General features: G+C 71.5%; 24 protein-coding genes and 1 pseudogene. 12 read left to right on the plus strand and 13 right to left on the minus strand.

What is annotated here, in order from left to right:
- Window positions 1-23: 23 nt before the first annotated feature.
- The 4 genes from ACFO60_RS11250 to ACFO60_RS11265 all read right to left on the minus strand — a co-directional run bounded on the left by ACFO60_RS11250 (window position 24) and on the right by ACFO60_RS11265 (window position 3,912).
- Window positions 24-620: a hypothetical protein gene (locus ACFO60_RS11250; protein ID WP_380839873.1), complete on the minus strand. Its 597-nt coding sequence runs from the start codon at window positions 618-620 to the stop codon at window positions 24-26.
- Between the two features lie 95 nt (window positions 621-715).
- Entirely contained in the window at window positions 716-1,999 is a 1,284-nt protein-coding gene (locus tag ACFO60_RS11255) for a hypothetical protein (RefSeq protein ID WP_380839875.1), read from the minus strand.
- Window positions 1,989-2,411, minus strand: a complete 423-nt coding sequence (locus ACFO60_RS11260; RefSeq protein ID WP_380839877.1) for a hypothetical protein — start codon at window positions 2,409-2,411, stop codon at window positions 1,989-1,991. Before ACFO60_RS11260 ends, ACFO60_RS11255 begins: the two co-directional genes overlap by 11 nt.
- 262 nt (window positions 2,412-2,673) lie before the next feature.
- On the minus strand, window positions 2,674-3,912 hold the full coding sequence (locus ACFO60_RS11265; protein ID WP_380839878.1) for a pectinesterase family protein: 1,239 nt from the start codon (window positions 3,910-3,912) through the stop codon (window positions 2,674-2,676).
- A 473-nt stretch (window positions 3,913-4,385) separates the two neighbouring features.
- On the opposite strand from ACFO60_RS11265, the gene ACFO60_RS11270 reads away from it, so the two are divergent.
- Complete coding sequence (locus tag ACFO60_RS11270) at window positions 4,386-5,648, plus strand: serine hydrolase domain-containing protein (protein ID WP_380839880.1); 1,263 nt, start codon at window positions 4,386-4,388, stop codon at window positions 5,646-5,648.
- A gap of 13 nt (window positions 5,649-5,661) precedes the next feature.
- Here the strand turns inward: ACFO60_RS11270 and ACFO60_RS11275 are convergent, their stop codons facing one another.
- The 6 genes from ACFO60_RS11275 to ACFO60_RS11300 form a co-directional block, all read right to left on the minus strand.
- On the minus strand, window positions 5,662-6,414 hold the full coding sequence (locus ACFO60_RS11275; protein WP_380839881.1) for a restriction endonuclease: 753 nt from the start codon (window positions 6,412-6,414) through the stop codon (window positions 5,662-5,664).
- Between the two features lie 138 nt (window positions 6,415-6,552).
- Window positions 6,553-7,305 (minus strand): maleylpyruvate isomerase family mycothiol-dependent enzyme, encoded by a 753-nt coding sequence (locus ACFO60_RS11280; protein ID WP_380839883.1) that lies wholly within the window; start codon window positions 7,303-7,305, stop codon window positions 6,553-6,555.
- 20 nt (window positions 7,306-7,325) lie between these two features.
- On the minus strand, window positions 7,326-7,718 hold the full coding sequence (locus tag ACFO60_RS11285; RefSeq protein WP_380839884.1) for an MmcQ/YjbR family DNA-binding protein: 393 nt from the start codon (window positions 7,716-7,718) through the stop codon (window positions 7,326-7,328).
- 100 nt (window positions 7,719-7,818) lie between these two features.
- Window positions 7,819-9,192 carry a lectin gene (locus tag ACFO60_RS11290; protein WP_380839887.1) on the minus strand — a complete coding sequence of 458 codons (1,374 nt, stop codon included), beginning with the start codon at window positions 9,190-9,192 and terminating at the stop codon, window positions 7,819-7,821.
- Between the two features lie 535 nt (window positions 9,193-9,727).
- Window positions 9,728-10,621 (minus strand): hypothetical protein, encoded by an 894-nt coding sequence (locus ACFO60_RS11295; protein ID WP_380839889.1) that lies wholly within the window; start codon window positions 10,619-10,621, stop codon window positions 9,728-9,730.
- Between the two features lie 191 nt (window positions 10,622-10,812).
- Window positions 10,813-12,516: a SpoIIE family protein phosphatase gene (locus ACFO60_RS11300; RefSeq protein WP_380839892.1), complete on the minus strand. Its 1,704-nt coding sequence runs from the start codon at window positions 12,514-12,516 to the stop codon at window positions 10,813-10,815.
- Window positions 12,517-13,015: 499 nt separating this feature from the next.
- On the opposite strand from ACFO60_RS11300, the gene ACFO60_RS11305 reads away from it, so the two are divergent.
- The 3 genes from ACFO60_RS11305 (at window position 13,016) to ACFO60_RS11315 (ending at window position 15,714) form a co-directional block, all read left to right on the plus strand.
- Window positions 13,016-14,047 carry a methionine ABC transporter ATP-binding protein gene (locus ACFO60_RS11305; RefSeq protein ID WP_380839894.1) on the plus strand — a complete coding sequence of 344 codons (1,032 nt, stop codon included), beginning with the start codon at window positions 13,016-13,018 and terminating at the stop codon, window positions 14,045-14,047.
- A 43-nt stretch (window positions 14,048-14,090) separates the two neighbouring features.
- Complete coding sequence (locus ACFO60_RS11310; RefSeq protein WP_380839897.1) at window positions 14,091-14,747, plus strand: methionine ABC transporter permease; 657 nt, start codon at window positions 14,091-14,093, stop codon at window positions 14,745-14,747.
- A gap of 139 nt (window positions 14,748-14,886) precedes the next feature.
- On the plus strand, window positions 14,887-15,714 hold the full coding sequence (locus tag ACFO60_RS11315) for a MetQ/NlpA family ABC transporter substrate-binding protein (protein WP_380839900.1): 828 nt from the start codon (window positions 14,887-14,889) through the stop codon (window positions 15,712-15,714).
- 378 nt (window positions 15,715-16,092) lie between these two features.
- Here ACFO60_RS11315 and ACFO60_RS11320 read toward each other — a convergent pair whose 3' ends face one another.
- On the minus strand, window positions 16,093-16,725 hold the full coding sequence (locus tag ACFO60_RS11320) for a TetR/AcrR family transcriptional regulator (protein WP_380839903.1): 633 nt from the start codon (window positions 16,723-16,725) through the stop codon (window positions 16,093-16,095).
- Between the two features lie 390 nt (window positions 16,726-17,115).
- Here ACFO60_RS11320 and paaZ point away from each other — a divergent pair, with 390 nt between their 5' ends.
- From paaZ to paaE, 6 genes are all read left to right on the plus strand, one after another.
- The gene (paaZ, locus tag ACFO60_RS11325; protein WP_380839905.1) at window positions 17,116-19,149 is read left to right on the plus strand and encodes a phenylacetic acid degradation bifunctional protein PaaZ; all 2,034 of its coding nucleotides are present in this window, start codon (window positions 17,116-17,118) and stop codon (window positions 19,147-19,149) included.
- Between the two features lie 116 nt (window positions 19,150-19,265).
- Window positions 19,266-20,261 carry a 1,2-phenylacetyl-CoA epoxidase subunit PaaA gene (gene paaA, locus ACFO60_RS11330; protein ID WP_380839908.1) on the plus strand — a complete coding sequence of 332 codons (996 nt, stop codon included), beginning with the start codon at window positions 19,266-19,268 and terminating at the stop codon, window positions 20,259-20,261.
- Between the two features lie 4 nt (window positions 20,262-20,265).
- The gene (gene paaB, locus ACFO60_RS11335; protein WP_380839911.1) at window positions 20,266-20,547 is read left to right on the plus strand and encodes a 1,2-phenylacetyl-CoA epoxidase subunit PaaB; all 282 of its coding nucleotides are present in this window, start codon (window positions 20,266-20,268) and stop codon (window positions 20,545-20,547) included.
- 7 nt (window positions 20,548-20,554) lie between these two features.
- On the plus strand, window positions 20,555-21,487 hold the full coding sequence (gene paaC / locus ACFO60_RS11340; protein WP_380839914.1) for a 1,2-phenylacetyl-CoA epoxidase subunit PaaC: 933 nt from the start codon (window positions 20,555-20,557) through the stop codon (window positions 21,485-21,487).
- A gap of 4 nt (window positions 21,488-21,491) precedes the next feature.
- Window positions 21,492-22,019, plus strand: coding sequence for a 1,2-phenylacetyl-CoA epoxidase subunit PaaD (gene paaD / locus ACFO60_RS11345; protein ID WP_380839917.1), 528 nt, complete (start codon window positions 21,492-21,494; stop codon window positions 22,017-22,019).
- Between the two features lie 197 nt (window positions 22,020-22,216).
- Window positions 22,217-23,299, plus strand: a complete 1,083-nt coding sequence (gene paaE, locus ACFO60_RS11350; RefSeq protein WP_380839920.1) for a 1,2-phenylacetyl-CoA epoxidase subunit PaaE — start codon at window positions 22,217-22,219, stop codon at window positions 23,297-23,299.
- Between the two features lie 28 nt (window positions 23,300-23,327).
- Here the strand turns inward: paaE and ACFO60_RS11355 are convergent, their stop codons facing one another.
- The gene (locus ACFO60_RS11355; RefSeq protein WP_380839923.1) at window positions 23,328-23,951 is read right to left on the minus strand and encodes a histidine phosphatase family protein; all 624 of its coding nucleotides are present in this window, start codon (window positions 23,949-23,951) and stop codon (window positions 23,328-23,330) included.
- Window positions 23,952-24,220: 269 nt separating this feature from the next.
- On the opposite strand from ACFO60_RS11355, the gene ACFO60_RS11360 reads away from it, so the two are divergent.
- Complete coding sequence (locus tag ACFO60_RS11360; protein ID WP_380839925.1) at window positions 24,221-24,433, plus strand: CbtB domain-containing protein; 213 nt, start codon at window positions 24,221-24,223, stop codon at window positions 24,431-24,433.
- Between the two features lie 15 nt (window positions 24,434-24,448).
- A complete protein-coding gene (locus ACFO60_RS11365) occupies window positions 24,449-25,246 on the plus strand; it encodes a CbtA family protein (RefSeq protein WP_380839927.1) in 798 nt (265 codons plus the stop codon).
- A 184-nt stretch (window positions 25,247-25,430) separates the two neighbouring features.
- On the opposite strand, the pseudogene ACFO60_RS11370 reads toward ACFO60_RS11365, so the two are convergent.
- A pseudogene (locus ACFO60_RS11370) lies at window positions 25,431-25,625 on the minus strand (IS110 family transposase); the annotation flags it as partial.

The raw sequence follows: 25,625 nt of genomic DNA on the forward strand, positions 1-25,625 counted from the left end.
CCGGTCGGGCCGCCGGTTCCCGGTCATCCAGGGATTCGGTCGAGCTGCCGCAGCGCCTCCAGCATCGGGACGTCGGCGTGGAGGACGTTGTGGCGGTATTCGCTGATCGCTCCGGCGAGCCAGCCGGGCACGTCGTCCGCCGCGGGCGCGCCACCGGCCGCAAGCGGTGCCACCAACTCCGCCAGCGCCTCGCCGGCGCGCAAGAAATCGTCGACGACGGCCGCGGAGAGGGCGGCGACGTGCGGGTGGACGTAGTCGCGGACGGTCACCCCGCGGTATTCGAGCACGTCGGCCCGGTATTTGGAGTTCGGCGGCGCGACGACGACGATCGGCGTGCCGAAGGCCGCCGCGGCGGCCATCTCGACGCCGACGCCCAGGCCCCGCCTCTCGCGCGCGTCCACCACGACCGCGGTCGCGATCATCACCTGGTACATGTCACGGCCGAACTGCCCGAGGGTGTTACCCGGGTCGGTGATCGGGTCGTCGGGGTTGAGGAAGACGACCTCGTGCGGCGCGGCTCCTTTGGCGACCTCCGTCCTCTCCGTGTCGGACCAGGTGAGCTTCCCGCGGTCGGAAACGCCCTTGGTGATCGAACCGGAGCAGTACACCGAAACCTTCACTGGTGCTTTCCCTCGCCCTGATCGCTCGCCCGCGGCGCGTCATCCGCCCGGGACTCCCGGCCCGCGGCCGGTCCGGCGCGGGATACGGGGAGCGGTCAGCCGAGCGTCCGCGTCATCCGGTCCGCCACGGCCGCCACGTTGGACAGCGCGTCCCCACAGGTGACGGCGGGACCGAAATGTCGTGACCTACTGGCGCCGATGATCGCGAGCCTGAAGGCGTTCGCCGAGCCGCTCCCAAACAGCATCGACGTAATAATGCCGAACTCAGGACTGGATCTCAGAAGAACGAGCTCCTTCCAGGTCGCCGTGCGGTGAACGAAATGATCGACGCGCAACCACTGGAGCGCGAGATCGAGGCGGCGGGACGACAGCACCCGCCCTTTCATCTCCTCCTCGGAATCGCCGTTCAGGCAGGAAAGCGGCCCGATGGGCAGGTCCATCAGAATGGCGGTGTCGAGATCGTGGACATAACAGCGCACATACGCCGCCGAAAGGAAGAGCGCAAGCAGGCTTTCGGCGTCCCGGGGCACCGGCCCGGGCAGCGTCCGCGCGACGAAGCGGGTGACGAACGCCTGGCCCTCCAGCCGGTCCGGCGACTTCGCCAGGATGCTCTCGACCCGGCCGTACGGACGGTGCCACGCCCGCGCCACCGCGTGGACGACGCCGGACAGCTCGCCTCCGGGGACCAGCGCCCGCAGCCACAGCTCGGCGATGCCCGCGGCCGTCGGCCCGCCGAAGCGGGGATACCAGGTCAGCTCCGGCTCGAACCGCAGCCCGGGCGGCGGCGCCGAGTACGGGTTGCGCTCGTCGCGGCGGTACTCCCGGACCTTCAGGTCGCGGTAGGCGGTCAGCTCGGGCGTGGGCGAGGTGTGGCGGACCAGGCCTTCGTGGACGAGCGGCGCTATGTGGTCGAGGAACACGCCGAACCAGGGCAGCTCGAACATGTACGAGGACGGGAAGATCAGATAGGCGTCGGTCGTCAGCACGGCCAGCCTGGTCGCGCGCAGCGCCTGCGCCAGGACGCCCGCGGCGCCGCCCGCGGTGGCGTCCCTGGTCGCGTCCCGGCCGTAGCAGGCCAGGATCTCCGGGTTGACGTAGTGCATGAACAGTGACCGCTCGCGCCGGTAGCCGCCCGCGCCACGGTCGTCCGTCCCCGGGCTTGCGCGCCCTGCTGCGCCGAAGGTCGCCGGCCTCGCGGGCGAGACGTCTCCCGGGGGTTCGCGCCTCACGTACCTTTCGCGGTCTTCGCGGGGTCCTTCCCGGCCTTCGCGGCCTTCACGCACGATGGTGACGTGCAGGTCGCGGGCCGCCGTGAAGGCGTCCCGCCGCGCCGCCACCCGCTGGACCCGGGCCGCCCGCCGGGCACGGTCACCGTCCATCGTCGTCCGCGCCCGGGAGCACGCGCTGGTCGCGGCCGGCGGTGTAGGCGTCGCGCCCGGCGGTGACGCGCTGCACCACCGTGAAGGAGTCTCGCGCGGCCAGGTGGCGCACGTCGTTCAGGAGGTCCTGGAACTCCGGGGCGGCGTCCCCGTGCTCGGCCAGGAAGTCGGCTATCAGGCCCGCCCAGCGGCGGCCCTCCTCGTCCGCGATCGGCTCCAGGGCGCCGGAAGGCTCCCTCAGCCGCCGTTCGCTGCTGTCGAGCTCGCGCACCAGATCGGGCGCGCGGGCGGCGCCGTGGCGGCGGAAAATGGTTCTCAGGCGCGACTTGGTGGCTTCCCAGGTGTCTTTGGTCATGGCCTGGACCAAAGCCGCTCCCGCGGCGGCGGCGAGGCCGGCCAGGGCGGGATCCATCGCTCGGCTCCTTCGTATGCGACGCGTTCCCCACTGGACGGCTGATGCCAGGCCAGTATGCAGCGCGGCGCGGAGTTTTTCCAGGAATCGTGACATCGCGCATGAATGTTTACTGGGTCAGGACGTCGACAATCGGCTGAACGGCGAGTTATGGGCCGCCGTTAAGCATGTCCTGCGAAAGCGCGCATCAGGGACGGCCTCCGCCTCTCGCCTCCACCTTTGGCCTCCACCTCCGGCCTGCACCTTCGGCTTCGCCTCCGGCTCAGGCCGGAGGGCGGAATATCGCGATCGACGGCCTCCAGTCGCCGAGGTGGGTGCGGGCGGTTCGCCCGGCGGCCTGCTCAGGCGTGAGCTGCGGCCGGTTCTCCGGTACGGGAATCGCGGCGCCAGGCCCGAAATTGCGATATTCCCCGAATCGCGCGTCCTGCCAGTGATATCCGGAGCTCATGTCCACGTACGGAGCGGCCGGGTCGACGCCGGGCCCGATCCAGGTCTCGCGCACGGTGAGCATCGGGACGGCGGTCGGGTCGCTGCTCGGGCGCCACGGCCGGGCCAGCCCGTAGGAGCCGTCGGGCGCCGCGCCGTGGACCACGCACCGGACGGCCAGGAACCCGTGCGGGTTGGTCCCGGCCGTACTGGGCGCGAACACGAAACCGTAGGGCCGGAACGACGCGTCGCGCGGCAGCATGCTCAGCTCGCACCGGTCGAAGACGGCGGTGGCCCGGCCGAAGACGAAGTCGACGTCGCCTTCGACGTGGCAGCGGCGGTAGTACTGGCGGGCGAACTCGGCCAGGCTGACCGTGTCGGCGTAGAGGGTGTCCTGGTGGCCGAGGAAGCGGCACCCTTCCAGCAGCGACCGGTCGCCCATGATCTTCGCCGCGACCGCCTGCGTCGCCGTGATCTCCGGATGGTCGGCGCGCAGCCAGTCGTTGGCGAAGGTGACGTGCAGCGCCGTGAACCCGTCGGCCTGGACCGTGGTCGTGGCGCTGCCGCTCGTCCCGTAGGTGCCTCCGCCCGGCTTGGGCGTGCCGGACGCGTTGCCGTACACGATCTCGACATCCCGCGGGTCGCCGGTGGCGCCGACGAACGCGAGGCCGGTCTTGGCCCGGCCGACCGCCACCACCTCCCGGAAGGTCCCGGCGGCGATCACCAGAGTCCAGCCCCGCTCGGGGGCGTCCGGGGTCGCGTCGACCGCGGCCTGCACGGTGGAGTGGTCGCCCCGTCCCTGCGCGTCCACGTACAGGGTCCGCTCGTTCAGCCGGCGGCCCGGCGTTCCGTAACGCCCGAACGGCCGGGTATGCGCGCCTGAGCCGCCCGAGCCCGGTCCGTCCGAGCCTGAACCGGTCGTACCTGAGCTGTCCGCGCCCGAGGTGGAGGCGTTCCGGGTAGTCGTGCCGGAGGCGGCGATGGCGGCGGCCGGTGCGAGCGCGATGCCCGCGACGGCGGCCACGCCGCCTGCCAGCATCCGACGCCGCCCGATGGGCCGGAGGTAAGACGACATGGCCACTCCTGTACACGTATGTGAACGGCTTCCATGTATGAGAACCCAGTGTAACGAAGATCCGCCCCTCCGGGGAGCCCTACCCGCGCCCCCCTCCACCTCGTCGTCATCGCCGGCGAGAAGTGGGGTCGGGGTGGTGGGATCAGCAGCCCGCCCCTCCCGGCAGCGCCGGCGTGCGGGAACGTGTACGCCCTCTCCCCGGACGTGACCGCGACCGCGGGCCGCTTGTGCGGCGGTCGCTCACCTTTGCCGGGTCGCCTCCCCTTCGGCCTGTGTAGTGCTGGTGTGTCCGGCGACGCGATGGCGAGTAGTAGTACGGCGGGCCCGGCGCCGTCGTGCGGTGGGTGACCGGCGTGCGCTCGTCGACATCGGACTAGGCGTATTTCCGGCAGATCCGAAATAGCCGCCCCGATGTCCGGAATCGCGGTTAAGATCATTTGCTTGTTGCGATTCGACGATGATCGGGGATTGGCATGCTGACGCGCAGGGACACGTTGCGGCTGTTCGCGGGCGCGGCCACGGCCGGAGTGGCCTCAGGGGCGCTCCCCGCCGCCGCCGAGAGAGAGACGGCCGCGGCCCGCGTCTGGAAGGTCACCGGAAAGAGCGCGTCCGGGCTGGCGTCCTTCGACAGCACGCTGAAGACCTTCATGCAGGCCCGAACCATCCCGCACGCCTCACTCGCCGTCGTGCGCAAGGGCAGGCTCGTGCTCGCGCGCGGCTACAACTGGACGGCGGACACGTCCTTCGCCGCCGGGCCCACCTCGCTGTTCCGCATCGCCAGCGTCAGCAAGCCGGTGACGGCGGCCGCCGTGATGAAGCTCGTCCAGGACGGCAAACTCAGCCTGACGGCGAAGGTCGCGCCGATGCTCGGCCTGAGCACCGCCGCCGACGCCCGGCTCGGCGCCGTCACCGTCCTGCACCTGCTGCAGCACCTCGGCGGCTGGGACCGCGCGGTCAACCCCGACCCCATGTTCGCCGACCGCGCGGTCGCCAAGGCGGTCGGCGGGTCGCTGCCCGTCACCCAAGCCCAGATCATCACGTACGTGACCGGGCGCCCGCTCGACTTCGCCCCCGGTACGAGGTACGCCTACTCCAACTACGGCTACCTGCTGCTGCAGAAGGTCATCGAGAAGGTCGCCGGACAGTCCTACGCCTCCTATGTCCAGCAGAAGATCCTCGCCCCGGTCAAGATCACCCGGATGGTGCTCGGCAGGACCGCGAAGTCCCTGCGGCGCCCGACCGAGGTCCCCTACTTCTCCACCAAGTCCGGCACGACGGTGCTCGACACCACCGGCGCCTCGGTCCCCGGCCCGTACGGGAGCTCCAACCTGGAGAACATGGCCGCCCACGGCGGCTGGCTCTCTTCGGCCGTCGACCTGGCCAAGTTCACCCGCATCTTCGACGCCGCCGGGGTGCTCACGTCGGCGTCCATCTCCAGGACGTTCGCCAAGCCCGCGATCGGCGTCAACGCCGACGGCTGGTACTACGGCCTCGGCTGGATGGTGCGCCCGGTCACCGGAGGCACCGGCAGGAACACCTGGCATGACGGCTCGCTGATCGGCACCTCGACCCTCATGGTCCGCCGGAACGACGGACTGAGCTGGGTCGTCCTCTTCGACCAGCGCGACGACCCCTCAGGCCTGAGCTACGGCGAGATCGACCCCCTCCTCCACAAGGCCGCCAACGCCGTCACAACCTGGCCCACCACCGACCTCTTCCCCACCTACTCCCTCTGACCCGCGTCCCTCCTCAGCCGGATGTGGTGCTGGTGTGTCCGGCGCCGCGACGGCGAGGGGTGGCATGGTGCCGCCTGCGCCGTATGGCGGGTACCCGGCGAACGCTCGTGAACGTCGCCGCACCGGACGCCGAGGCGGTGGTGGCCAGGAGGGCGGTGAGGGGTGTGCCGAGGGCCCACTCGGCGAGGTCGCCGCGGTCCACCATCGACAGGGCCGCGGCCTGCCCCTCTCGCAGGGCGGGCGGGGTGAGACCGCTGGAGGTGACCAGGACGCCGGTGTGACCGGAGAAGGTGTGGGCGAGGGCGCCGAGGAACTCGCGCACATGCGGCGCCCCGAGGTTGCCGGTCCAGCGTTTGCACTGCACGGCGAACGGGCGGCCGTCCGGCGCGGTGGCCAGGATGTCCACGCCGCCGTCCCCTGCCTTGCCCACCACGCGGACCTTGCGGAAGCCGTCTCGCCGCAGCAGCTCGGCCACCAGGTGCTCGAACCGCTCGCCGCTCATGCGGTCGATGGCTTCCAGGTGGGCGTTCGCCTGGAGGTAGTGGTCGCGATGGCGGCGCGCCCGCCGGACCGCCAGGAAGGCGACGCCGAGCAGGACGACTCCCACCGCCACAGTGGCGGCCAGCAGCCATGGCCACGACGCCTGCACGAACTTCACCGTCGCGTTGACCAGCGGCACCACCGCCACCAGCCCCGCGATCGCCCACATGAGGCCGTCACCGCCGGAGCCGCGCCTTGCGCACCGGCCGGACCGTCGTCGCGCCATCGGGAACCTCCTCGGAAGTCAGGTGGTCACACCGATGAGTGTGAACTCCGCCACCGACAATTCCGGGCCCTCGAGTGGAGGTGCCGAGAGAAAACGCGTGAGTCGCTCGGCACCGCCCTTCCGGTGCGAGACCGACGGCTACTGGGTGGCGGCGGCGCGAAGCGCGTGGAACTGCTCCAGCAGAGCCTTGTCGCCGGTGAGGTGGACGCCGTCGTCGCCGCCGCGGTTCCACAGCCACAGCAGCAGCGGCTCGGCCTCGCCGCTCACCAGCGCGTCGCCGTCGAAGCCGGTCGCGGCGTCCTGAACCTCAACCCCGGCCGGGGTGGCCTGGAGGGTCCATGCGTGGTGGCCGGTGAAGACCGACAGCGGGCGCGGGTCCGGCGCCTCCAGCAGGGAGCCGAAGTCGTCCTTCCAATGGGCGCTCCCGTAGCCCACGAAGAGCCTCAGCATCTCGTCCACACCGTCGAAGGCCAGATCGCCGGCGATGGGGGAGACGCCGCTCCCGGCGGCCAGTTCGGCGTCGACGCGGTGGATGACGGTCTCGTGGGTCATGCGGCGGATCCAGAAGCCGACCGTCTGATCGGGGTCGTGCCAGGTGGCCGCGGGATCGGCGGGGGAGTGCGCCGCGAAGATCTCGGTCAGCCTGGCGTAGTACCTGTCGAGCGCGGTGACCGGGTCGGCGGGGATGGCCTCCGGCCAGTCGTCGGGGAAGGCGCCGAGCCGGATGCACTCGACCTTGTGCAGGTAGACCTTGGCGACATGTTCGGTGAGGTCGGCCACGGTCCAATCGGAACAGGACGGCACAGGCGCGGCCGGGTCGGTGGCGACGACGGCCGCACGAAGGAGCGAAAAGTTCTCCGCGAGATGCTCAAGAAGGCGAGAAGAATTCATGCCGCCATCCAACCAGCCCACTACGCCCTCTTCGACGGGTCAGGGGTTACCAGGCTCTCGTCGTGGGCGCGGACGAGGAATTTGGGGACGACCATGCGCCAGGCGTCGGTGACCAGCTCGCGCATCTCGTCCTGGCTCAGAGCCGCCAGCCGCGCGCGGACCCACTGATAGCGCTCGTCGGACGGTAAGGGCATGAGGAACTTCTGCGGCTCGGCGGCGACCAACGCCGCGCGCTCCTCCTTGGGGAACCCGAAGCCCATCAGCGTCTCGTCGGGGGAGATGGAGGCGTAGACGATGCCCCGCACGCGGAACTTCACGTGGTCGCGCACCAGCGCCTCCTCGGTGCGGGCGAGTGACATCGCCACCCGCCGCACGTCGTCAACGGTGATCGCTCGCTCATCTTCTGTGGTCACGGACCGCAGGTTAACCATCTCCACCGACATTTCCCGAGCCCTCGCCGGGCCGGTTCAGCCGGCCCGGCGAGGGGGTGTTCCGAGAATCGCCACGGTGGGATCAGGTGCGGGTCCAGCGCTGGTTGGCGCCGCCGTTGCAGGACCAGATGGCGAGTTTGGTGCCGTTGGCGGTGGCGCTGTTGGGCACGTCCAGGCACTTGTTCGCCCCGACGGCGGTGATGGTGCCGTCGCCGTTGAACCGCCACTTCTGGTTGTTCTGCCCGTTGCAGTCCCAGATGATCACCGTGGCGCCGTTGGCGGTGCTTCCGCCGTTCACGTCCAGGCACTTGCCGCCGTACACCCGCAGCTCACTCGAACCGGTCGCGGTCCACTGCTGGCCGGCCTGGCCGTTGCAGTCGTAGATCTGCGCCTGGGCGCCGTTGGCCTGCGAGCCGCCGGTCACGTCCACGCATCGGCCCGAGCCGACGCCGCGGATCGCACCCGCGCCACCGGCGGTGGGCGTCGGGGTCGGGGTCGGGGAGACCGTGGGCGAGGGAGAGGGCGACGGGTCGCCGCCCGTGAACTGGGTGAAGAACTTCCATACCTCTGCCGAGGTCCAGGTCCGCCAGCCGCCGCAGTTGCACCCGTCGATCGGACCCGGGTCGTGACCTCCGTCGAACGCGGCCCAGGCGACCGGATACCCGGCCCGGCATCCGGAGTAGTAGGTGACGATGTGCGACAGGCTGCCGTTCGCCGGCTCGGGCGGGTTCTGCGCGGCGCAGCCGTTGGCCCTGACGAACGTGTCACGCAGCGATCGTCCCGCCGAGATGCCCAGCGTGCCGTCCCGGAGGCCGTGAATACCCATGTACGCGATGGGCTGCGTGCCGCCGCTGCATCCGCTGAGGTTCCCCCCGCTGTAGACCGCGACCGCGCGGAAGACCGTCGGACGGGCACAGGCGAGCGCGTACGTCATCGAGCCGCCGTAGCTGAACCCCCCGGAGAAGATCTGCGCCGTGTCGACGCACAGACCGGCCTCGATCTCCCTCACCATGTCGTCGACGAAGGTGACGTCCCTGCCGCCGGAGTTGGCCCAGCCGTTGCTGATGCCCTGAGGCGCGACGAAGATCGTGCCGTTGTTCGCGGCGTCCGCCAGTTTCCTCAGGCCGTAGTACGACCAGTTGTACCCGTCGGTCCCGCCCGAGTCGACGTCGTTGGCCGTGCCGCCCACCCAGTGGAACCCGAAGATCAACCGGTACTGGCGGTTGTTGTCGTAGGAGGCCGGGACTCGCAGGATGTAGCTGCGGTTCTGGCCGCCGCTGCTGATCGTGTGATTACCGCTCGCCAGCGTGGGGGCCTTGCCGCATCCGCCGCTCGCCGCGGCCGCGGCGGTGGCCGACGTGCTCTCGCGGATGCTGCTCAGTGCCGCCTGACCCGTGGCCAGGACGAGAAGCGCCGCGACGGCGACCGCTCCGAAGACGGATCTTTGTCTCAACATGGCGCAACGTCCTCTGCGGAGACCTGGGCAGAGAAAACCATCGATTTCTCCTAAGTCAGGGGGGTGAGACCTCGACCAGCAGGCACGTTCGGCCTCTGGTCTGGGAGTTTCCAGGGGGATGCGGCGGGTCACCATGTCCCGGCGAAGAGAGGTCCGCCCAGCTGTTCACCACCGGCCGGACGGGTGCCGATCTTCAACCCACGAAGTCCGTCGAACCGTGTCGCATTCGTCCTTTCGGTACATGTGAGGTGATGCACAGCGGAGCACATCCGACGGTGACAGGACCTGTCAAGCACGGCCCCTCTCCTCGCGAAGCGCCTACCCGTATCCACCGCTTCTGACCAGGCAAGCCATCGTCACGGTCACTGACACGCATGATGAAAGATCCAACGAGAGCAGCCTTGTGCGCCGGCGACGCGGCACCGGCCCATTCCGGTGACGATGGCGCACATAGACGGTGTCGAGCCGCCGAGCCCGTCGAATCGGTTCCTCGTGGGGATTGGACTGGAACGGCTCGGAGGAGGCGCCCGCGGCGTCAGCCGACGGAGAACGTGGCGTCGAGGAGGGAACTCGGGCGGGGGAGGGGGCCGGTCAGCGTCGACGGCGTGGCCACCAGGGCGGCGCGTGGCGCGGGGATGTTCTGCTTGAGGCGCCGAGGAAGACCGCGGCCCGGGTACTGACTGAAGACGCCCGCCTCGTAGCCTCCGGCGATCGGCCAGCTGGTGCCGAGGGTGAGGGCCTGACCCAGGTCGTTGATCCGCAGATGCCAGGTGATCTTCGTGCCGGCGACCGGCGTGAGGGACCGCTTGCCGATCAGGGAGCGAAAGGTGGGGGACACCGCGGACAACTGACGGAAGGTGATCACGCCCGTGTACTCGGTGGCCTTCTTCCTGATGCCGTACTTCGAGGCCTTCTTGCCGGCCGCCGTGCTGAGCAGCGCTTTCAGGGTGCCGGGCTCGAAGACGTTGACGATCTGGTCGCCGTACGCCGCCGAGGCGCCGCTGCGGCCCGCGAGGGCCCATGTCCTCCCGTCCGGGAGCACGGGCTGGTACAGCGGGCCGGAGCGGTAGAGCATGCCGTTCGCGCTGATCGAGCGGTTCGCGCCGATCTCCGCGTTCACCTTGTCCGCGTCCCAGGGGCCGTCGTCCAGGTGATCGCCCATCAGCCGACTGACCTTGTAGGTGCGGGTGAGGTCGGCGGCGGCGACGCCGGAGCCGCCGAGTCGCAGCACGCCCCGCCGGATCGCGGTCCACCCGCCCCACTTGGCGTGGCGCAGGCCGCTGTCCTCGACCACCCTCACCGCCTCGTGGGCGGAGATCTGACCTTTGAGCGACGTCACCGGGTCGGCCGCGGCCTGAGCGGCGACCGGAGGAGTGATCAGAGTGGCGGCGAGCGCCGTGGCCGCTACGAGCGTGGTCCAGCGTGTCATCGGGGGGCCTTCATTTCGGGATCATCGACAGAGTCGGCCATTGTCCCAGAAATGATGATCTTTCAAGATCCGCAAGATCGTTGGCATGTCTCGGGCGACCACCTGGCGACCACGCGCGGTGTACGCCCTGGTCGGTGGCATCCTCCGGTCATTTCCGCAGACGTCCGCCGCGGGCGATGCCGTGGGCGGGGTCAGTAGGCGGTGCGGGTGAGGAGGAGGGCGACGTCGTCGTATTGGCGGGGGAGGGCGGTGATGATGGCCTCGCAGGTGGACTCCAGGGTGGGGCGGGGGGAGGCGAGAGCCCGCTGGAGGGTGGCTATGCCGCGGTCGATGTCCTGTTCGCGGCTTTCCACGAGCCCGTCGGTGTAGAACGCGAGCGTGCTGCCGGCGGGCATGGCGACCTCGGTGGTGGTGAAGGCCCGCGCGAAGGTGGGGTCGCCGAGGCCGAGCGCCAGGCCTGGCGGGAGGTCGATCACGGACGCGCCGCCGTCGGGGCGCAGCAGGATGGGGGGAGGATGCCCGGCGCAGGCGAGCGCGCACGTGTGGGTGGCGAGGTCGACGATGGCGTACAGGCAGGTGGCGCACTGGATGGCGTCCATGTCCTCGGCCATGCGGTCAAGGCGGCGCAGCACCTGGTCGGGTGGCTGGTCGATGTCGGCCAGGGCCCGGACGGCCGCGCGGAGCTGGCCCATCGCGCCGGCCGCCACGGCGCCGTGGCCCATGGCGTCCCCGATGACCAGGGCGATGCGGGTGTCGGACAGCGGGATGACGTCGTACCAGTCGCCGCCTGCCCGCATGGAGCTCGCGGGCAGGTAGCGGTGGGCGACCTCCAGGCCCGGCGGGGCGGTGAGCGTGCGGGGCGCGAGGTTGTCCTGCAGGGCCTGCGCGGTGCGGCGCTCGCGGGTGTAGAGCCGGGCGTTGTCGATGGAGACGGCGGCCCGGACGGCGAGGTCCTCGCCGAGCGCCTGGTCGTGCTCGTCGAAGCGGCGCCGGTCGGGGGAGCGGGAGAAGGCGATGAACCCGAGCACCGTGCCCCTGGCGGCCAGCGGCACGGTGAGGAACGAGGACTTCTCGAGGTAGCGGAGTGCGGGCTCGCCGAGTACTCCGATGACGCGGTCGAGATCGTCGATCTCGAAGTCGGTCGCGGTGGAGAAGACGGGCGCGTTCGTCGTCATGCAGCGGCCTGCCGGGTGACGGGGGCCGTAGCTCACGACCTCGTCGACGGGGAAGGCGGCGTGCCACTGCTGCTCGTCGGTCTCGCGGGTGCCCAGTTTGAGAGCGAGCCGGCGGACGCGCGCGGACCCGTCGGCGGCGAGGTAGGGGCGGTCCTCGTCTCTGAGCAGGCCTTCGAGGACGTAGAGGGTGGCGGTGTCGGCGAAGCGCGGCACGGCGATGTCCATGAAGTTCTCGGCGGCCTGCCGGGGGTCGAGGGTCGCGCCGACGTGCGCGCTCAGCACGTTCAACAGGGCGAGGCGCTCGCGGGCGGTGGCGTCGGCGCCGTCGTGCTGGGACGGGGTGGTGTCCACGGCGGTGACCAGGACCGCTCCCCAGACGCCTGGACAGGCGAGGGGCTCCCAGGTGAAGGCGATCTCGTGGACGCGTCCGTCGGCGCATTCGGCGGAGAGCACGTCGCTCCACCGCGCGCCCGCCGTCACGTCTTGGAGGACCCGACGCACGGTGTCGTGGCGGGTGCCGCGCAGCAGCAGGTCGCAGATGTCGTGGCCCATGGCCTTGTCCGCCGGGGGACCGAACAGCCGCATCGCGCCGCCGCTCCACTGGGTGACGCGCCCGTCGGCGTCGAGCACCATGGCGGCGCAGCCGGCCAGGTGCCGCACGCCGGGGCGTGGACAGCGGGTGCCCTCCGCCGGTGAGTCCGCCCTCGCCGTACGCGCCACCAGACCCCCTCGAATCGGATGGGAAATTCGTGCCCGGCACCTCGAGGAGGTGCGTGGACACTCCTCCCTATGCCGATCTGCGGCTACCGTCAGTAAATTAGCACCTACGCTTCGCTTCCATTCGCGAAACCTCTTCAAAAGGGGGTCCGCGGGCTCGCCTGGACGACGATGCGCCACGGTCTCCGGTCGAATGTGGTACCGCCTCCGGCGCGTGGCCGCGGTTGCGGGGCGGTGCTGAGCGGCGGCGTTCCGGTGCGGGCGCGTCGGCGAAGGCGCTGATCCAACGGGTGGAGTGGCCGGTGTCACACCGCTCTACGGGAATTGTGCGACCAGGTAGGACGGTTTGGCCCAGCGTGACGCATGCCCCGCTCTTGACCTGGCCCATTCCCGCGGCCGAAGGTTCGCCGCGCATGTGTCGCTGTCAGGGCTGACGCGAAGCCCCGCCTCCACGCCCTTTCGACAGGACGCGATCGTCCCTTATTTCGGATATAACCTACCTGTGATACATGTTTCTGGCCTTCGCAAGGTCTACGGCAACGGCGTCGTCGCGCTCGACGGCGTCGATCTCGACGTCCGTGAGGGCGAGATCTTCGGCGTGCTCGGCCAGAGCGGCGCCGGGAAGAGCACGCTGCTGCGATGTGTCAACCTGCTCGAACGTCCCACCAGCGGCACCGTCACCGTCGCCGGCCAGGAGCTGACCGCACTCGGCCGGGCGGAGTTGCGCCGGGCCAGGCAGGGCATCGGCATGATCCACCAGCACTTCGCCCTGCTGTCGTCCCGCACGGTGGCGGCGAACGTCGCCTTCCCGCTGGAGGTGGCCGGGCTGCCCCGGGCGCGGCGCGCGGCGCGCGTGCGCGAGCTGCTGGAACTCGTCGGGCTCGAAGGTAAGGCCTCGGCCTATCCCGCGCAGCTCTCCGGGGGCCAGAAACAGCGGGTCGGCATCGCCCGCGCTCTCGCCGCCGGGCCGAAGGTGCTGCTCTCCGACGAGGCCACCAGCGCGCTGGACCCGGGCACCACGCAGTCCATTCTCGCCCTGCTCAAGCGGCTCAACGCCGAGCTGGGCCTGACGATCTTGCTGATCACCCATGAGATGCACGTCATCAAGGGCGTCTGCGACTCGGTGGCGATCATGCGGGACGGTCGCGTGGCGGAGGCCGGCACCCTGGCCGAGCTCGTCGCCCGTCCCGGGTCGCTGCTCACCCGCGAGATCTTCCCGCTCCCCGAGCCCGCCCCGCCCGGCACCGTGACCCTCACCTTCGCGGGGCGGGCGGACGAGCCGGTGATGTCCACCCTGGTACGCGGTTTCGACGTGGACGTCAACGTCCTGGGCGGCTCGCTGGAGGACCTCGGCGGGCGGCCCGTCGGACGTCTTCGCGTCCGGCTCGAAGGTGGCGACCACGCCGGCGCCCTCGGCCACCTGCGCGAACGCGGCGTGATCGTCGAAGAGGCGGCCCTGCCCGCCGAGACGGGGCCGATCACCGAGGAGCCCCTGCCGCACGAGGCCGAGGCGATCGCGGAGGAGACCCGATGAGCGGCGTGCTCAACGGACACGCGCCGAAGGCGGAGGAGGCCCGGTGAACGCCGACGAGTTGCTGCCCGCGCTGACGCAGGCGACCGGTGAGACGGTCCAGATGGTGTTCTGGTCGGCGCTGCTGACCCTGATCCTCGGCCTGCCGCTGGGCGTGTTCCTGGTCACCACCGACCGCGGGGGCATCACGCCGGCCCCGGCGGCCAAGGCCGTGCTCGGCGGGGTCGTCAACGTCGGGCGGTCGCTGCCGTTCATCGTGCTCATGGTCGCGATCCTGCCCTTCACCCGCCTGGTCACCGGCACCACGATCGGGACGGTCGCCGCCATCGTCCCGCTGACGCTCGGAGCCGTGCCCTTCTACGCCCGGCTGGTCGAGACCGCGCTGCGCGGGGTCGAGCGCGAGGTGGTCGAGGCGGCCCAGGCGATGGGCGCGGGCCGCGTGCGCGTGGTCGGTCGCGTCATGCTGCCCGAGGCGCTGCCCGGGCTGGTGGCCGGGCTCACCGTGACGATTGTGGCGCTCATCGGCTACTCGGCGATGGCCGGGGCGATCGGCGGCGGGGGGCTCGGCGACCTCGCCATCAGGTACGGCTACCAGCGCTTCGACACCACCGTGATGGTCATCACGGTCGTGTTGCTGGTGGTGGTCGTGCAGCTGATCCAGAGTCTCGGCGACCTCCTGGCCCGCCGACTGTCCCACCGATGAGACCCCAGGCCGAGACCCAGAGGTCGAGACCCCAGGCCGAGACCCAGAGGTCGAGACCCACGGTCGAGACCCTCAGATCGAGACCCCGCAGGTCGAGATCCACAGATGAGATCCGCAGTTGCACTCAAGGAGATGTCGGATGCGTAAGTTGATCGGCTCCGTGGCCGCCGCCGTGCTCGCGTTGACGCTGGCGGCGTGCGGCGCCTCCGGCGGGGCCGAGTCGGCCGCGGCCAAGGACGACGTGCTGAAGATCGGCGTCAGCCCGGTGCCGCACGCGGAGATCCTGAAATTCGTCAAGGACAAGCTGGCGCCCGCCGCCGGGCTCAAGCTGGACATCGTCGAGTTCGCCGACTACGTGCAGCCGAACGTCCAGCTCCAGGAGGGCCGGCTGGACGGCAACTACTTCCAGCACCGGCCCTACCTGGCCGACTTCCTGAAGTCCAAGGGCGGTGAGGAGCTGACCTTCGTCCAGGCGGTCCACCTGGAGCCGCTCGGCCTGTACTCGCGGAAGGTCAAGAGCGCCGGCGAGCTACCCTCCGGGGCGACCGTGGCCGTGCCGAACGACGCCACCAACCTCGGGCGCGGGCTGAAGCTGCTGGAGGACAACGGCCTGATCAAGCTCAAGCCGGGCGCCGGCACCGCGGCCACCGAGCGGGACGTGGCGGACAACCCCAAGAACCTGCGGTTCAAGCCGCTTGAGGCGGCCCAGCTGCCGCGCTCGCTCGAGGACGTGGACGCGGCCGTGATCAACGGCAACTACGCGCTGGAGGCGGGACTCAAGCCGGCCGCCGACGCGCTGGTGCTCGAGAAGGCCGAGAACAACCCCTACGCCAACGGCCTGGTCGTGCTCAAGGGACACGAGAGCGACCCGCGGATCAAGAAGCTGGCGGGCCTGCTGGCCGGCCCGGAGGTCAAGAAGTTCATCGAGGACACCTACCAGGGCTCGGTCACCTCGTCCACGACCTGACCCTCTCCCGTGGACCCGGCGGCTCGCCGTACGGCGGCGCCGGGTTCGCCGTACCCCTTCTCGCCGTCGCGGCGCCGAGAGGAAACTTCCCGGAGGGCAGGAGGGGGCGGTTCGGGGTGGCCGTGTGCTTCGGTCGTTGGGGTGGTTTTCGTGAAGGTGGGGGCGGTTGGCGCCGCTTCGGCCGACGTGGGGGACTTCCCGGAGGGCAGGAGGGGGCGGTTCGGGGTGGCCGTGTGCTTCGGCCGTTGGGGTGGTTTTCGTGAAGGTGGGGGCGGTTGGCGCCGCTTCGGCCGGCGAGGGCGACTTCCTGGACGACGGCAGGGGCGGTCCGGGGTGGCCGTGCCGCTTCGGGCGGCGTGGGGCGGTGTCGAGGACAGGTCAGGTGGTCGGGTCTCCCGGAGGGACGGAGGGCCGGCGGAGGCCGTCGAAGGCTATTTTGCAGACGGTTTCCGCGAGGGCGTCGGCGTCTAGGCCACCGCGGGGTTTGTACCACTCGGTGAGCGAGTTGACCAGCCCGAACAGCAGGCGGCTCGCGACGGCAGGGTCCACGTCGGGACGGACGTCGCCCTCGGCCTCGGCCTGCCGGACCAGCTCGCCCACCAGATGATCGAACTCGCGCCGGCGGGCCAGGGCCCTGCGCTCTGCCTCGGTGTTGCCCCGCACCCGCAGCAGCAGCGTGACGAACGGGAGGCGCTCGACCAGTACGTGCACGCTGCGGCGCACGAGGTGCTCGAGCCTGTCGATGGCGCGGCCCTCCAGGGCGGCGGTCTCTCGCGCGGCCTCGGACAGGCCGTCGAGCGCGCGGTCGACGGCCAGGCGGAGCAACTCGTCCTTGCCGGAGACGTGGTGGTAGATCGCCGACTTGGTGATGCCGAGCCTGCGGGAGAGGTCCTCCATGCTGGTGGCCTCGTACCCCTGCTCGTTGAACACCTTGACCACGACGGCCAGCAGCGACTCGAGATCGTAGCCGGGGCGGCCCCGGCGGGGCGGCGTGACGCGGGCGGTGGTCATCGACGGAAGTATCTCAGAAGGCCGCGCATCGGCACCGGCACGCTCGCAGGTATCCGGGGCCGGGCGTCGGCACGGTCGCAGGTACCCAGGTGGGCCGGGCGTCGGCACCGTCGCAGGTGCCCGGGCGGGCCGCGCATCGGCCGGTCCCAGCTCGACCGGTTCCTCGCCGCGTCGCGCCGGCGGTCGCGGTCATCTCGGCGGGCCGCCTTTCGGTCCTTGCCGCCGGAGGGGGTGACCGCTCGGTCCTTCCGGTTGTGTCGTGAGGCTCGCGGAGTGAGTGGGTAGAAGCCAAAGGGCCGTCGTGCCGTCACGCCTCCCCGCGCCCATCCGGCGCGGGGTCGCCATCGCGGCGGACGGCCCGATTGGTGTTCCTCGATGGGGAGGTCGGCTATGGCCGCGCTCAGCAGCTACGTCACCGGTTCCTGGCACGTCCCGCCCGATGAGGGGGCCCCGGTGCACGACGCGGTCACCGGTGAGGAGGTCGCGAGGGTGTCCTCGGCCGGCGTCGATTTCCGCGCCGCGCTCGAGTACGGGCGCCGCACGGGCGGGCCCGCGCTGCGCGAGCTGACCTTCCACCAGCGCGCCGCGCTGCTGAAGTCGCTGGCCTCCCACCTTCGCGAGCACCGCGATGAGCTGTACGCGTTGTCGCTGCGCACCGGCGCCACCTTGAACGACTCGCGGTTCGACGTGGACGGCGGCATCGGGGTGCTGTTCTCCTACTCCAGCAAGGGCCGTCGCGAGCTGCCCAACGACACCGTCCATCTCGACGGAGGCGTCGAGCCGCTGAGCAAGGGCGGCACGTTCGCGGGCAGGCACCTCCACACGTCCCTGCGCGGCGTCGCCGTGCAGATCAACGCGTTCAACTTCCCCGTCTGGGGGCCGCTGGAGAAGCTCGCGCCGGCGTTCGTGGCCGGCATGCCGTCGCTGGTCAAGCCGGCGGGCCAGACCGCCTATGTCACCGCCCGGCTGGTGGAGCTGATCATCGCCTCGGGCATCCTGCCCGAGGGCGCGCTGCAGCTGGTGTGCGGCAGCGCGGGCGACCTGTTCGAGCACCTCACCGAGCAGGACGTGGTGGCGTTCACCGGCTCGGCGTCCACCGCCCAGAAGCTGCGCACCCACCCGGTCGTCGCCGCCCGCTCGGTGCGCTTCAACGCCGAGGCCGACTCGCTGAACTGCTCGATCCTCGGCCCGGACGCCTCGCGCGGCAGCGCCGAGTTCGACCTGTTCGTCGAGCAGCTCGTGACCGAGATGACCGTCAAGGCGGGGCAGAAGTGCACGGCGATCAGGCGGGCGTTCGTCCCGGCAGAGCTGCTCGGCGACGTGGCCGAGGCCGCCGCGGCCCGGCTGGCGGAGGTCACGGTCGGCGACCCGGCCGACCCGGCGGTGCGCATGGGCCCGCTCGCGAGCGTCGGCCAGCGCGAGGAGGTCCGCCGCGCGCTGAAGGCCCTCATCCCCGCCGGGACGGTGGTGTTCGGGGACCCTGACCGGGTGGAGGTGATCGGCGCCGACGCCGACCGCGGGGCGTTCGTCTCGCCGCTGCTGCTGCGCGTGGACGAGGCCGACCGCCCCGAGCCGCACGAGGTGGAGGCGTTCGGCCCGGTCAGCACGCTCATGCCGTACACCTCGGCGGAGCGGGCGGTCGAGCTGGCCGCGCGCGGCCAGGGGAGCCTGGTCGGGTCGGTGGTCACCGGCGACCGCGACTTCGCCCGTGAGGTGGTGCTCGGCACGGCCCCCTGGCACGGCCGCCTCCTCGTGCTGTCCGCCGAGTCGGCCAAGGAGTCCACCGGCCACGGCTCGCCGCTGCCCGCGCTCGTCCACGGCGGCCCCGGGCGGGCCGGCGGCGGCGAGGAGCTGGGCGGCGTCCGCGGCGTGCTGCGCCATATGAACCGCACCGCCGTCCAGGCGAGCCCGTCCATGCTGGGCGCGATCACCGGCAGCTGGGTGCCCGGCGGCGAGCGCACCGTGACCGACGTGCACCCGTTCCGCAAGCACCTTGAGGAGCTCAGGCCGGGCGACACGGTGGTCGCGGGCCCGCGCCGTGTGGACCTGGCCGACATCGAGCATTTCGCCGAGTTCACCGGCGACACCTTCTACGCCCACATGGACGAGGAGGCCGCCAAGGCCAACCCGTTCTTCGACGGCAGGGTCGCCCACGGGTACCTGATCGTCTCGCTGGCGGCGGGGCTGTTCGTCGACCCCGGCCCCGGGCCGGTGCTGGCCAACTACGGCCTTGAGAACCTGCGCTTCCTCACGCCGGTCTACCCCGGCGACGAGCTGACGGTCACGCTCACCGCCAAGCGGATCGACCCGCGCGAGGGCGCCCCGTACGGCGAGGTGCGCTGGGACGCCGACGTGACCAAGCAGGACGGCTCGTCGGTGGCCAAGTACGACGTGCTGACCCTCGTGGCCAGGCGTGACGGCTGAACCGGGGGCCGGGAGGGCTCAGGGACCGGCCGGCGCGGGGCCCGCGGCCTTGCGCGCGACCGGTCGCTGGGCGAGACTGATAACTGACCGGATGTTCGGTAAAGGGGTGGCGGTACATGCCTGACCTCCAACGGCATTTCGACCGGACGATCGAGCAGGACCGGCGCGTCGAGCCGCGCGACTGGATGCCCGACGGCTACCGCGCGACCATGATCCGCCAGATCGCCCAGCACGCCCACTCCGAGATCATCGGCATGCAGCCCGAAGGCGAGTGGATCACCCGCGCGCCGTCCCTGCGGCGCAAGGCCATCCTGCTCGCCAAGGTGCAGGACGAGGCGGGCCACGGGCTCTACCTGTACTCCGCCGCCGAGACCCTCGGCGCCGACCGCTCAGAGCTGACGGCGATGCTCATCGAAGGGCGGCAGAAGTACTCCTCGATCTTCAACTACCCGACGCTGAGCTACGCCGACGTCGGGGTGATCGGCTGGCTGGTCGACGGCGCGGCCATCTGCAACCAGGTGCCGCTGTGCCGCAGCTCGTACGGGCCCTACGCGCGGGCCATGATCCGCATCTGCAAGGAGGAGTCGTTCCACCAGCGGCAGGGCTACGAACTGCTCCTCACCATGATGAAGGGCACCGCGGCCCAGCGTGACCTGGTGCAGGACGCGGTGAACCGCTGGTGGTGGCCATCGCTCATGATGTTCGGCCCGCCCGACGACGCCTCGCCCAACAGCGCGCGCTCCATGGCCTGGAAGATCAAACGGCACACCAACGACGAACTGCGTCAGCGCTTCGTCGACATGACCGTGCCGCAGGCCGACGCGCTCGGCGTCACCCTGCCCGACCCCGAGCTGCGCTGGAACGCCGAACGGGGCCACCACGACTTCGGGCCGGTCGACTGGTCGGAGCTCAAGCGGGTGATCAGCGGCGACGGGCCCTGCAACGCGCGTCGCGTGGCCGTGCGGCGCGCCGCGCACGAGGACGGCGCCTGGGTCCGCGAGGCCGCCGCCGCGCACGCCCGCAAGGCCGCGGGCGGCGCGGACGTCGAGGCGGGCCTCGAGGCAGACGTCGAGGTGGGCATCGAGGCCGGCGTCGAGGCGGGGCGGAGGTGAGGGCGTGAGCGACTGGCCGCTGTACGAGGTGTTCGTGCGCAGCAAGCGGGGACTCAACCACGTCCACGTCGGCTCCCTGCACGCCGCCGACGACGAGACCGCGCTGCGCCACGCCCGCGATCTGTACACCCGGCGCAACGAGGGCGTGAGCATCTGGGTGGTCCGTTCCGACCACATCGCCGCCACCAGCCCCGACGAGAAGGACCCCTTCTTCGCGCCCAGCGGCGACAAGGTCTACCGGCATCCGACCTTCTACGCCATTCCCGACGACGTCCCGCACATGTGAGGTCGCGATGTCCTCCGACGCCTCCGCATCATCCACACCGGCCGAGCGGGCGCACGAGCTCTCCCTGGCTGACGCCTATGAAGCGATCAACGAGGCGGACGACCCCCGCTGGGCGTACGGCACGGGTTTCGCCGACCCGCTGGCGGGCGTCGACACCCGGCTGCCCGCCGGCGTGGACGGCGCCGACCTCGCGGCGTACTGCCTGATGCTCGGCGACGACGCGCTGATCATGTCGCACCGGCTCCAGGAGTGGTGCGCGCGCGCCCCCGAACTGGAGGAGGAGGTGGCGCTGGCCAACGTCGCCCTCGACCTGCTCGGGCAGGCTCGGCTGCTGCTCTCACGGGCGGGCGCGGCCGAGGGGGCCGGCCGCGACGAGGACGCGTTCGCGTTCCTGCGCGAGCCGGGGGAATTCCGCAACGTCCGCCTCGCCGAGGCGGAGAACGGCGACTTCGGGCAGGAGACGGCACGCCTGCTGATCTTCTCGACCTGGCGGCTCGCCCTGCTCGACCGGCTGGCGGGCTCCCGTGACCCGGTGCTGGCGGCGGTCGCAGCCAAGGGGGTCAAGGAGGTCGCCTACCACCGCGACTACGCGGCGGGCTGGGTCGTCCGGCTGGGCGACGGCACGCCGTACTCGCGCCTGCGCGTGATCGAGGGCCTCGCGGCCGTGTGGCCGGATGTGGCGGAGCTTTTCGTCCCGCACGAGGTGGAGTCGCGACTCGCGGAGGCCGGGGTGGGCGTCGACCCCGCCACGCTTCGCGAAGAGTTCGACGCCGTCATCCACCACGTCCTCACCACCGCCACCCTCACGGTCCCCGCCGCCGCCCCGCCCGTTGAGAACCGGACCGGACGCGGACGTGACGGCGTGCACACCGCCGCCCTGACCCGGCTGCTGGCCGAGATGCAGAGCGTCGCCAGGGCCGATCGGGGGGCGAGATGGTGAGCGCATGGGAGGTCGTGCGGGCCGATCGGGGGGCGAGATGGTGAGCGCGCGGGAGGTCGCGCGGGCCGTGCCGGACCCTGAGCTGCCCATGCTGTCGCTGGCCGACCTGGGCATCCTGCGCGCCGTCGAGGAGACCGGCGGCGGGGGCGTCGTCGTCACCATCACCCCCACCTACAGCGGCTGCCCGGCCATCGGCGCCATCAGGGCGGACCTCTCCGCCGCCCTGCGCGCGGCCGGGTACGCCGAGGTGGAGGTGCGCACGCTCCTCGCCCCCGCCTGGACCACCGACTGGATCACCGAGGAGGGCAGGCGCAAGCTCGCCGAGGCGGGCATCGCCCCGCCCGGCCCGGCTCCGGCCCGCCCGGCGGGTCCGGTGCCGCTGACCCTGGGCCCGGTCCGGCGGCTGGTGGCCTGCCCGCTCTGCGGATCCGGCGACACCGAGGAGGTGTCCAGGTTCGGGGCCACCGCGTGCAAGGACCTGTGGCGTTGCCGCGTGTGCCAGGAGCCCTTCGAGCACGTCAAGGAGCTGTGATGGCCTCCGCCCGAACGGCCCGCGATCACGGCCGGCCCGCGGCCGAGGACATGGGCACATGCGGAGGCGCGAGTGCGGGTGCAGGTACGGGCGGTGGCGTGACCGGAGGAGCGGGTGCGAGCGGAGACGCCGGCAGAGGGGCGGCCGTAGGCACGGCCAGGGGGGCGGCCGCAGGCACGGGCGGGGACGGGGGCGCTATGGGAGGTGCGGGCGGGGGGCGGCGTAGGGTCGGGTTCGCGGCGTTGCGGGTGTCGCGGGTGGACCGGCTCTGCGAGGACGCCGCCGCGATCACCTTCGACGTCCCCGCTGAGCTGGAGGAGCGGTTCGCGTTCCGGCCCGGCCAGTCGCTCACGCTGCGCGTGTTCGTGGACGGCCGCGAGGAGCGGCGGTCGTACTCCATCTGCGCTCCGGCGGGCGGACCGCTGCGCATCGGTGTCAGGGAGATCCCCGACGGGCTGTTCTCGACCTGGCTGGCGCGCCGCCTCAAGCCGGGGGATCAAGTGGAGGCGCTGCCGCCGGCCGGTGGCTTCACCGCCGACCTCTCTCGCCCGGCGCACCACGTGTTCGTCGCGGCGGGCTCGGGGATCACTCCTGTGCTGTCGATCGCCTCGTCGGTGCTGGCGGTGCCCGGTTCCACGGTGACGCTGTTCTACGGCAACCGCACCACGCGCACGGTGATGTTCGGCGAGGAGCTGGCCGACCTCAAGGACTCGGCGCCCGCCCGGGTCGAGCTCGTGCACGTGCTCTCGAGAGAGCCCAGGGAGCCCGAGCTGTTCACCGGCCGTCTGGACCGGCCCAAGCTGCGCCTTCTCCTCCCGGCCCTGACCGACGTGCCCGGCGTCGCCCACTGGTGGCTGTGCGGGCCGTACGGTCTGGTCAAGGACACCCGGCAGGTGCTCTCCGAGCTGGGGGTGGCGGAGGAGCGCGTCCACCACGAGCTGTTCTACGTGGACGAGCCGCCGCCCCCGCCGGCCCGCCGCGTCGAGGGGACGCGCGAGGAGGCGGTGGCCAAGGTCACGGTGATCCTCGACGGCCGGGCCACGACCGTGCCGCTTCCTCCGGGCGTCACCGTGCTGGAGGGCGCGCAACGCGTGCGGCCGGACCTGCCCTTCGCCTGCAAGGGAGGGGTGTGCGGAACCTGCCGCGCCAAGGTCACGTCCGGAGTGGTGGAGATGCGCCGCAACTTCGCCCTCGAGCCCGCCGAGGTGGCGGCCGGGTACGTCCTGACCTGCCAGTCCATTCCCCTGTCGCCCGACGTCACCGTCGACTTCGACACCTGACGCGCGGCGGCGGGCCGCAGGGGAGCGGTCATACGGGGCGGGAGAGGCGGAGGCGCCAGCGGCCGTCGCGGGCGGTGAGCGAAAGCTGTGCGAGCGGCTCGGTGTCGAGGCGCCAGAACGTGTCGGGAGGCGCGGCGAGCACGTGCACGAGGGCGGCTCTGATCACATCCGGGTGGGTGACGGCGACGACCTTTCCGGAGGCTCTGCCGGGCAGCCCCCGGAGCCAGGCGGCGACGCGGTCGATCAAGGTGAGGACCGATTCGCCGCCGTGAGGGGTGGCGGCGGGGTCGGTCAGCCAGGCCATCAGGCCTTCGGGATCCCGCTCCTGTATCTCCGCGAGCGACCGCCCCGTCCAGTGACCGGCGTCGCGGTCGCGCAGCCCGTGGTCGACCACTGGGACAAGGCCGAGCCCGGCCGCTGTCTGGCGACAGGACAGCGCGGGCCCGCACAGGGCGGCGGGCGGCGCCGGCCGGTACGGCGCGTCGGCATCCGTGGCGGCCGCGATCCGCGCGCCGGCGATGCCGCCCGTGTCGGTGCCCGGCGGGCCGGTGTGGCCGTCGGCGGCCGCGATCCGCGCGGCGGCGAGACCCACCTCCCGGCGGCCTCGCTCGTCCAGCTCCTCGTCGTCGTCAGGGAACTCGGCACGACGCATGGCCGAGGTGAAACCATGACAAACCAGGGTAAGTCGGGTGGTCACTGCATGCCTCTCTGTGGCGCAAGTGGGGTGATTGTCGCTCTTTGCCCCATTGACGGGTCACCGGTTCCCGCGTAACGTCCAAGCGACATTGTTGACGGTGTGGGGAAGCCAGCGAGACTCTGGCACGGCCGCGCCACTGTGAACCGGTCCTTCGGGGCCGGGAGTCAGACCCTCCGTCGTCACAGCCACCCCGCATGGGACGCGTGATCCCGAGGAGGCAGTTCATGGCTCAGGCCGCTGTTCCCCATTCCCAGCCTGTTCCCCTTCGCATTCCAGTGCGCGAGTTGCTGCCGTGGGCGCTCTTCGCCGGAGTGCTCGCTCTCGCCCTGGTGTACTTCGTCGGGGCGGAGCAGGGGGCGCTCTCCCTGTTCCCGGGCAACGCCGTTCACGAGTTCGTCCACGACGGACGCCACCTTCTCGGCTTCCCCTGCCACTGACGCGGCGTCGACGGCATGGTGAGGAACCTGCTGGTCCGCGGCATGCTCGCGGGCCTCGTCGCGGCCGCGCTCGCCCTGGTGTTCGCCTGGATCTTCGGTGAGCCCCAGGTCGGTGCCGCGATCGCCCTCGAAGGGCACACGGGCCACGCGCTCCACGCGCCCGGCTCCGCCGAAGCCCCTCCCGGAACGGCGCCTGTCCTGACGGCCGCGGACGCGGACGCCGAGGCCGAACCGTTCAGCCGCACCGTCCAGTCGACGGCGGGCCTCGCCACGGCGGTCGGCGTCTACGGCGTCGCCGTCGGCGGTGTCTTCGCGCTGGCGTTCGCGTTCGCCTACGGGCGGCTCGGGGCGTTCGCGCCCAGGGCCACCGCCGGCCTGCTCGCCGTGGGCGGATTCGTCACGGTCGGGCTCGTCCCGTTCCTGAAGTACCCGGCGAACCCGCCCGCCGTGGGCGACCCGTCCAGCATCAGCCGGCGGACCGTCCTGTACTTCGCCTTCGTACTGATCGTGGTCCTCCTCGCGGTCGCGGCGGTGGCGCTGGGCCGTCGTCTGGCGCCCCGGTACGGGAAGGGGAACGCGGCGGTGCTCGCCACGCTCGCCTTCCTGGCCGCCGCGACCGCGGCGGGACTGCTGATGCCCGGGGTCGAGGAGGTGCCCGCGGACTTCCCCGCCGTGTTGCTGTGGAGGTTCCGGCTCGCGTCCATCGGCACCCAGGTCGTCCTGTGGAGCGGGCTCGGGCTGGCGTTCGGCCTGCTGGCCGACCGCGTGCTCGTCCCACGGCGCGCCCCGGAGCCCGCACGGGCCGCCCTCTGAGACCCGAGCCCCACGCGAAGCCCTCAAGCGAAGCCCTCAAGCGAAGCCCTGCACGTGGAGCCCTCCGCGTGGAGCCCGTCGACGCGGAGCCCCTCCACGCGGAGCCTCTTCACGCGGAGCCGTCGACGCGGAGCCGACCACCCGCGGCGACGCGCCGCCGAAAGACATCCCAGGAGTTTGAATGTCAAGCCGTAGCACTCTGAGCGTGATGCGACCAGGCGGTCGTTTCGCTGTAGGGCGTGCCGGTCTTCAGGCAGCCGTGCAGGATACCGACGAGTCGGTTGGCGAGTTGGCGCAGGGCGGTGTTGTAGCCGACTCCGCGGGCGCGTTGCCTGTCGTAGTAGGCGCGGGCGCCGGGCGAGACACGCAATGCCACCGA

The organism is Sphaerisporangium dianthi (assembly GCF_042654065.1).
GTDB lineage: Bacteria > Actinomycetota > Actinomycetes > Streptosporangiales > Streptosporangiaceae > Sphaerisporangium > Sphaerisporangium dianthi.

What these genes read in the sequence shown, in the direction of transcription:
- ACFO60_RS11255 (WP_380839875.1), bottom strand. Translation starts at nt 1,999, where the DNA reads ATGGACGGTGACCGTGCCCGGCGGGCGGCCCGGGTCCAGCGGGTGGCG.
- ACFO60_RS11260 (WP_380839877.1), bottom strand. Translation starts at nt 2,411, where the DNA reads ATGGATCCCGCCCTGGCCGGCCTCGCCGCCGCCGCGGGAGCGGCTTTG.
- ACFO60_RS11265 (WP_380839878.1), bottom strand. Translation starts at nt 3,912, where the DNA reads ATGTCGTCTTACCTCCGGCCCATCGGGCGGCGTCGGATGCTGGCAGGC.
- ACFO60_RS11270 (WP_380839880.1), top strand. Translation starts at nt 4,386, where the DNA reads ATGCTGACGCGCAGGGACACGTTGCGGCTGTTCGCGGGCGCGGCCACG.
- ACFO60_RS11275 (WP_380839881.1), bottom strand. Translation starts at nt 6,414, where the DNA reads ATGGCGCGACGACGGTCCGGCCGGTGCGCAAGGCGCGGCTCCGGCGGT.
- ACFO60_RS11280 (WP_380839883.1), bottom strand. Translation starts at nt 7,305, where the DNA reads ATGAATTCTTCTCGCCTTCTTGAGCATCTCGCGGAGAACTTTTCGCTC.
- ACFO60_RS11290 (WP_380839887.1), bottom strand. Translation starts at nt 9,192, where the DNA reads ATGTTGAGACAAAGATCCGTCTTCGGAGCGGTCGCCGTCGCGGCGCTT.
- ACFO60_RS11295 (WP_380839889.1), bottom strand. Translation starts at nt 10,621, where the DNA reads ATGACACGCTGGACCACGCTCGTAGCGGCCACGGCGCTCGCCGCCACT.
- ACFO60_RS11315 (WP_380839900.1), top strand. Translation starts at nt 14,887, where the DNA reads ATGCGTAAGTTGATCGGCTCCGTGGCCGCCGCCGTGCTCGCGTTGACG.
- ACFO60_RS11320 (WP_380839903.1), bottom strand. Translation starts at nt 16,725, where the DNA reads ATGACCACCGCCCGCGTCACGCCGCCCCGCCGGGGCCGCCCCGGCTAC.
- paaZ (WP_380839905.1), top strand. Translation starts at nt 17,116, where the DNA reads ATGGCCGCGCTCAGCAGCTACGTCACCGGTTCCTGGCACGTCCCGCCC.
- paaA (WP_380839908.1), top strand. Translation starts at nt 19,266, where the DNA reads ATGCCTGACCTCCAACGGCATTTCGACCGGACGATCGAGCAGGACCGG.
- paaC (WP_380839914.1), top strand. Translation starts at nt 20,555, where the DNA reads ATGTCCTCCGACGCCTCCGCATCATCCACACCGGCCGAGCGGGCGCAC.
- paaD (WP_380839917.1), top strand. Translation starts at nt 21,492, where the DNA reads ATGGGAGGTCGTGCGGGCCGATCGGGGGGCGAGATGGTGAGCGCGCGG.
- paaE (WP_380839920.1), top strand. Translation starts at nt 22,217, where the DNA reads ATGGGAGGTGCGGGCGGGGGGCGGCGTAGGGTCGGGTTCGCGGCGTTG.
- ACFO60_RS11355 (WP_380839923.1), bottom strand. Translation starts at nt 23,951, where the DNA reads ATGCGTCGTGCCGAGTTCCCTGACGACGACGAGGAGCTGGACGAGCGA.
- ACFO60_RS11360 (WP_380839925.1), top strand. Translation starts at nt 24,221, where the DNA reads ATGGCTCAGGCCGCTGTTCCCCATTCCCAGCCTGTTCCCCTTCGCATT.
- ACFO60_RS11365 (WP_380839927.1), top strand. Translation starts at nt 24,449, where the DNA reads ATGGTGAGGAACCTGCTGGTCCGCGGCATGCTCGCGGGCCTCGTCGCG.